7 protein-coding genes are annotated in these 5,989 nt (G+C 45.8%); 1 reads left to right on the plus strand and 6 read right to left on the minus strand.

Going from position 1 to position 5,989, the window contains the following annotated elements; all coding sequences use genetic code 11:
- The coding region (locus J7J55_00835; protein MCD6141258.1) for a hypothetical protein at positions 1–256 on the minus strand (256 nt) is incomplete at its 3' end.
- A 283-nt stretch (positions 257–539) separates the two neighbouring features.
- On the minus strand, positions 540–734 hold the full coding sequence (locus J7J55_00840; GenBank protein ID MCD6141259.1) for a hypothetical protein: 195 nt from the start codon (positions 732–734) through the stop codon (positions 540–542).
- A 53-nt stretch (positions 735–787) separates the two neighbouring features.
- Here J7J55_00840 and J7J55_00845 point away from each other — a divergent pair, with 53 nt between their 5' ends.
- Positions 788–1,396 carry a methyltransferase gene (locus tag J7J55_00845; protein ID MCD6141260.1) on the plus strand — a complete coding sequence of 203 codons (609 nt, stop codon included), beginning with the start codon at positions 788–790 and terminating at the stop codon, positions 1,394–1,396.
- Here the strand turns inward: J7J55_00845 and J7J55_00850 are convergent.
- Genes J7J55_00850 through J7J55_00865 form a run of 4 tightly spaced genes read right to left on the minus strand, consistent with a single transcriptional unit; the run spans position 1,371 to position 5,868 of the window.
- Positions 1,371–2,117: a DUF92 domain-containing protein gene (locus tag J7J55_00850; protein MCD6141261.1), complete on the minus strand. Its 747-nt coding sequence runs from the start codon at positions 2,115–2,117 to the stop codon at positions 1,371–1,373. The genes J7J55_00845 and J7J55_00850 overlap by 26 nt on opposite strands.
- 9 nt (positions 2,118–2,126) lie before the next feature.
- Positions 2,127–3,587, minus strand: coding sequence for an RtcB family protein (locus J7J55_00855; GenBank protein ID MCD6141262.1), 1,461 nt, complete (start codon positions 3,585–3,587; stop codon positions 2,127–2,129).
- Between the two features lie 36 nt (positions 3,588–3,623).
- The gene (locus tag J7J55_00860; protein MCD6141263.1) at positions 3,624–4,034 is read right to left on the minus strand and encodes an archease; all 411 of its coding nucleotides are present in this window, start codon (positions 4,032–4,034) and stop codon (positions 3,624–3,626) included.
- A gap of 22 nt (positions 4,035–4,056) precedes the next feature.
- Positions 4,057–5,868, minus strand: coding sequence for a hypothetical protein (locus tag J7J55_00865; protein MCD6141264.1), 1,812 nt, complete (start codon positions 5,866–5,868; stop codon positions 4,057–4,059).
- Between the last annotated feature and the right edge of the window lie 121 nt (positions 5,869–5,989).

The following is a 5,989-nucleotide window of genomic DNA, read 5'->3' on the forward strand; positions in this document are numbered from 1 at the left end:
GTTCTATACCAATCAACGAAATACTCCTGTTTATCACAATACTCTCATTATAATTCCTAGGATAAACATATATGGTGAAACCATCCTCTGCATAATTTATTGCATTCTGTATGGTTGTATAATTATTTTCTCCACTTCCTCCAACATATAAAATATTGCCATTGGTGCTATTTGTCAAAGCAATGTTGTTTCCATTTATTGATACAAACGGAATGAAGAGAAGGAATGCAATTGCAAGCGTTATTATTTTATTCATGGTTTTATATCACCTCTGTACTTAAATTTGTTTTGTGTTTTGAAGTATTTTGTGTTTTGAGGTATGTCTTTACCCTGCTTTTTGCCTCACCAATACAGTAATGCTTTGTTTTTTTTATTGTTAACGGTTGACAAAATTGTGCTGAAAGAACAATACCGGCCCGCATTGGTTTACCCCATTGCATCGCACAGACCCCAAACATGCTTTATACATCCAAAAATCATTTCTATTGAGCCGGTTAATTGAGAGGGGAGAGATAGTAGACCGCTTGTATATATGTGCCCTATCTGCTCATCAACTTTTTGTTTATTTCGGCAACTGCAATTGCAGCCTCCCTTGCATCTCTCGCCCTGTACACCACTCTGCCTTTGACCTCAAATTTTTTCCCGCATCTCGTGCATGTTGTCGCCTTCTGCCCTAGCCTGATTGCCCTTGCCATTTTGCATTTCGGGCATACAACGACTCCATACTCTTCCATCTGCGTCGATAATCATGGAGCAATATTTAAAGTGATGGAGCAATATTCAATAAATGAAAAAGAAAGAGCTTGAAATCGCCCTTCAAAAAATTTCTTCTATCGAGAACCCTTCTCCTTCCCTTGAGCAGTACCACACGCCTGCAGACATAGCCGCAGATATCATTTTCAATGCATATGATGACATATACGGAAAGGAGGTTATCGACCTCGGATGCGGCACAGGCATATTTTCGATAGGGGCCGCCCTCATGGGGGCGAAAAAAGTTGTTGGCATGGATATTGATAGCCGTGCCATAGAAACCGCCAGGGAGGAGGCAAAAAAGTTCGGGCTTGAAAACGTATCGTTTATGGTGAAAGATGTCAGAGATGTGGCGGTTGAAGGAGATGCTGTCATAATGAACCCTCCATTCGGCTCTCAACTTGGCAACAGAAATGCAGACCGAATTTTTTTGGAAAAAGGGATGGAAATTGCGCCTGTTGTGTACTCTCTTCATTTGAAAAGCACTCTACCCTTCATAAAAATTCTTGTAGATTCTCTCGGAGGGGAAATAACATATTCAAAGGATTATGCCTTTCCGATAAAAAGGCTCTTCCCATTTCACAAAAAGAAGGTTGAGGTATATGAAGTAATCCTCCTCAGAACAACAGCACGGCAAATATGAATGAGATGAGAGCCGAGATGGAAATTGAAAGAAGATTGACATCACTGTTTGTGAGTACGGCATCAGACGGAAGCTGCTCTTCCCTTGACTTCACCCCTCCCTGAAGGGTCGCCCCCAGAACAGAATCAATCTGGCAGCCCACAAATCCCATTATTATTGAAAAAACAACCCATTTGGGCTCCATGCCGACCAAAATGAAGGCTGAAATCGAGATAATGGCTGCTCCCAAAACAGATGCTGCCTCTCCCAGCCATGACACGCCGCCGTTTGTGCCCACTTCGGTTTTTTTAAGATTGGTTATGAGGTATACTTTGTCGGAAATGACGCCTATCTCTGAAGCAAACGTGTCCGAAGTTGCAACCGCTATGGCCACGGTGAACGGAACAATCATTTTTTCGGGAGAGAATTTCAGGGCAAAAAGAGCAACAGCAGCAGGAACAATTCCATTGGCTATCACATTGCTTGCCTTCCTCATTCCGTTTCCCCGCTCGTGCAACCCCTTCCTTTCCTTATATCCGTAGCGGAATTTTGTCGCCAGAACCCCGAATACGAGGAAAATGAGCAGGAGGACAAACCACTCTATGCCTGTGGAAAATAATATTATTATGCCGATAAATGCTGCAGCAAGCGTGCCCTTAAAGTCCAGTATTTTGTATTTTAAGGAAATTAAAGCAAATACAAGGCATATGAGTATGTTTATTACTGCAGTTATATAATCCATGATTACCTCTTATCCTTTCACCACCCCTAAAGGCACCATGCGCGCCACCTTGAGCGATATACCTGCGCCATGGGTCACAGCCACGACCTGGCCCACATCCTTATAGGCGTCAGGGCTCTCCTCGGCCATCACGCTCCAGCTTGCAGGATGCGCATATATGCCCTTCCTTTCAAGATTCCTGCCTATCTCCTCGCCTCTCCACCTTTTTTTGGCAGCCGTTCTTGACATCACCCTGCCTGCACCGTGGCATGTCGAGCCGAATGTTTCTTCTGATTGCTCCGTGCCTTTCAGCAGGTAGCTCTCCGTACCCATGTCCCCCGGAATTATGACTGGCTGACCGATATTCCTGTACTTCAACGGCACCTCCTTCCTTCCCGGGCCGAAGGCTCTTGTTGCACCCTTGCGGTGAACGTAAACCTTCATTTTCCTTCCGTCAATCTCATGCTCTTCTAACTTTGCCACGTTATGGCATACGTCATATACGATTTCCATGCCCATGTCCTCCGCACTTTCTCCGAGAACATTTTCAAAAGACTGACGCACCCAATGAACTATCATCTGCCGGTTGCACCAGGCGAAGTTTGCAGCACCTGCCATTGCTTTGAGATATGACTGCCCTTCCTCGCTGTGGATCGGGGCGCATGCAAGCTGTCTGTCCGGCAGCCTTATCCCGTACTTCCTGACTGCATTTTCCAGAACTCTGAGATGGTCAGTGCAAACCTGATGGCCGAAGCCGCGGGAGCCGGTATGAATGAGAACAACAACCTGGTCTTTTTCAACGCCATATGCTTTTGCTGCTTCCCCGTCAAATATATCTGCCACCCTCTGTATTTCAAGAAAATGATTGCCAGCCCCGAGCGAGCCGACCTGCGATTTGCCCCTCTCCTTGGCTTTTTCTGAAATTGTGGATAAATCCGTTTCCATATGCCCGTTTTCTTCCAGCACCTCAAGGTCTTTTTCCCATCCGTAGCCTTTCTCGACAGCCCATTTTGCTCCCATCTCAATAACGCTGTCAAGCTCATTTCTGTTCAACCTAACCTTAGCCTTGCTTCCAACCCCCGAAGGCACGTTTTTGAACATCTCGTCAACCAGAGCCTTTATTTTTTTGCTATCGATATCCTCCATATGCAAATTTGTCCTGACAAGGCGGACTCCGCAATTTATATCAAAGCCCACGCCGCCAGGCGATATGACACCGTCATCTGCAGAGGTAGCAGCCACCCCTCCTATAGGAAAGCCATATCCCCAGTGTATCTCCGGCATGGCCATCGATTTTCCGACAATGCCCGGTAGCGTGGCAACATTTGCAACCTGCTCGGGAGCATCATCTCTCCTTATTGAATCTATCATCTCATCACTGGCGTATATTATGCCAGATGTGCGCATGTTCAGATTCCCGCTCTTTCCTTTATATGTATGAGGTATCTCATACCTGTATTCGCCCACTTTCTCCAAAGGTCCTTCCCACATATTTTTCCTCTTTTTATTTACTACGAGCCAACCACCTTATATATCAAATAGCACTCTTATATGAAAACCTTTTTTATTTCTTTTGATTTGGAGCATGTGGTATGTGACCGCTTTTATTTCAACCCCATACCCGTGCTTTTCCCTGTCATACTTTTCTCCCCATGCTTCTCCTACAAGCTCATCGTTTATTTTCACTTTAAACTCCCCGAATACAAGCCCTTCAACGTCATTTATGTAAAGAAGTTCGGACAGCCAGTCCACCACAAGCTGTTCCATGTCCGAGTCTACGGGAAGGCGTATCGTTCTTTTTTCTTTCGAATCTATTTTGCTTCCGTTTGTGATTATCGAAAACATTCCTTTTGCGACTTCCTCAAATGCCTCCTCCAATGTTGAGCCGTATGCTTCCACGCCTATATCTGCCGTATGCTCGAACAACTGAAAGGACATCGCATTTTAAGCAGCAGTGCTATTAAAAAGTTTGTTTTATATATTGCAGCAATTTAAGCAATATAATCTGCTCAGGCTCAGGGAAATGGGAAATAAGCATCTGGACGAATTTAATGGCTGGAGGATTAATGCCGGTTATCGGCGTCGCAAGATTTACTTTTATGATTTCAAAATCGCTGCTATTTTCTTTATTAACAATTTTTATCTCTCCGCTGAATTCCTGGTTTTCCTCATCTGGTGCAACCACGGAAACTTGAACATTGGCTGCGCTCCCTGCTGGCAGATACCTGCCGCTTGAAGGCGAAAAACTCCATGTTCCCCAGTCAGGATGGCTGACTATCTCCCAGTCAAGCCGGGATAACGGCTCTCCATCATTTTCGATTGCAAAGGAGGTGGTTACGGTGCTGCCCGGCCTTACATTGGCCCAGCTTATGCTGCCGTCACATTTCAAATCCGGCTCTGCGAGCACAAGCCCTTTTATGCAGAAGTTTGCGGAATTATCCAAAAAATACAGATCCTTCCATGTCGAATTTTCCAGATAATAACTCTCACCCGGATTCGAGGAGGAATTTACGACAACATTCCCCATATAACACTTTGAGAACGGGTTATCTTCCAGAAGCACGGGAACTTCAGATGTGCGGTCATAGGGCTGCCCTCCTGCCGAAAGCTTCAGATATATGTAAAAATCGTCTCCTGCCCTGAGGCGGACAGGGGCAGAAAGGTCTATGGTATGAAAACCCTCGTGAGCGATAACGCCCGATTCTGTTGATAGCTCATCCTCCAGTTCTCCCCATTCAAATCTGTCGTAAATTGTAACGGTGTAAGCAACGTTGTCGGCAGCGGTGAAAAAGCTCACCGCGCTCAGCAGCCCGTTTTCGTTCGCAACAAATCTGTTGAACGCCTCGCTGCAATTTGTCAACGTATCGCGCCATCCATGGTAGTCATGGTAGTAAATGTGCTTATACTTCAATGGCTCAACGTCCTGGAAAGACACGGCGCCCATTTCCGGATGCTTGCCGCACCATTTGTCATAATAAGAAATCCAGAAGTAGCCGTCTTCGCCCCAATCGCTTCCCCAGCTGTTCTTGCACAGCCATGCTCCGGGATGGGGTGCCTGCGTTTGCTTATTATCATCCCAGCCCACAATTGCGACAGCATGGTTTGGCTCCATATCGCTGGTCGGAGGCTGGTAGTGGACAAAATTGCTTATGAAAGAGCTACTGTAACACATGCATGTCCCCATGACGCCGTTTTTCATAATCTCCTCCTTTATGGTGTCAATATTGCTCAGATCATCGCCTGCAGTGTACCATTCAATGTTCCTGGGATAGTAGTAATGGTAACTCGAGCTGTGTCTCACAGGCGGCGCGTCATATGACTGCCCGTCTATGTCCCTAACCGCCCCCTCGCCTCTGGAAAGATAGGCAGATGCTACCCTGTAATCTCCTCCCTGATGAACTGTAAGGCCACTTCCGCCAGGATCGTCATCATTGTTGAATGAGTTGAAACCATTCCACCAGTCAAGGTGGTATTCCGCCAGATTCGGCTCGCCCTCCTCGCCTGCCGCCGCCCAGTTGCCCGTCATGAGTAAGTTGCCTTCTATTGCTGCCATTGTTCCGTGAGTCCAGCATGTGCCTCCCTGCTGACTTCTCACAGATGTAACATAATTAACGCCGTCAACATCTCTCAAATCAAAAGATGAAGGAGGGTTGAGAGGAGAGCTGGCAGGTGAAAAAATTGCCTGACTGCTGGAATACAATGGCATAAAAAACATTGCAACAACAATTGCAACAACAATAAACTTTATTCCCTTACCCTGAAATAGCTCCATAGGATTATATCTGAAATATCTATAAAAAATGTTGGTATTACTTCTCCTTCCAGCTTGTGACCGCCACGCCGATTGCAAAAACAACGGCTGCAAATATGAAAATTACAAGGCTGTTCATGAG

It is taken from the genome of Candidatus Bipolaricaulota bacterium (assembly GCA_021159055.1).
In the GTDB taxonomy this organism is placed as follows: domain Bacteria; phylum Bipolaricaulota; class Bipolaricaulia; order UBA7950; family UBA9294; genus S016-54.

Bases quoted from the DNA above. Each gene is read 5' to 3' on its own strand.
- J7J55_00840 (MCD6141259.1), bottom strand. From the start codon at position 734: ATGGAAGAGTATGGAGTCGTTGTATGCCCGAAATGCAAAATGGCAAGG.
- J7J55_00845 (MCD6141260.1), top strand. From the start codon at position 788: ATGAAAAAGAAAGAGCTTGAAATCGCCCTTCAAAAAATTTCTTCTATC.
- J7J55_00850 (MCD6141261.1), bottom strand. From the start codon at position 2,117: ATGGATTATATAACTGCAGTAATAAACATACTCATATGCCTTGTATTT.
- J7J55_00855 (MCD6141262.1), bottom strand. From the start codon at position 3,587: ATGTGGGAAGGACCTTTGGAGAAAGTGGGCGAATACAGGTATGAGATA.
- J7J55_00860 (MCD6141263.1), bottom strand. From the start codon at position 4,034: ATGTCCTTTCAGTTGTTCGAGCATACGGCAGATATAGGCGTGGAAGCA.
- J7J55_00865 (MCD6141264.1), bottom strand. From the start codon at position 5,868: ATGGAGCTATTTCAGGGTAAGGGAATAAAGTTTATTGTTGTTGCAATT.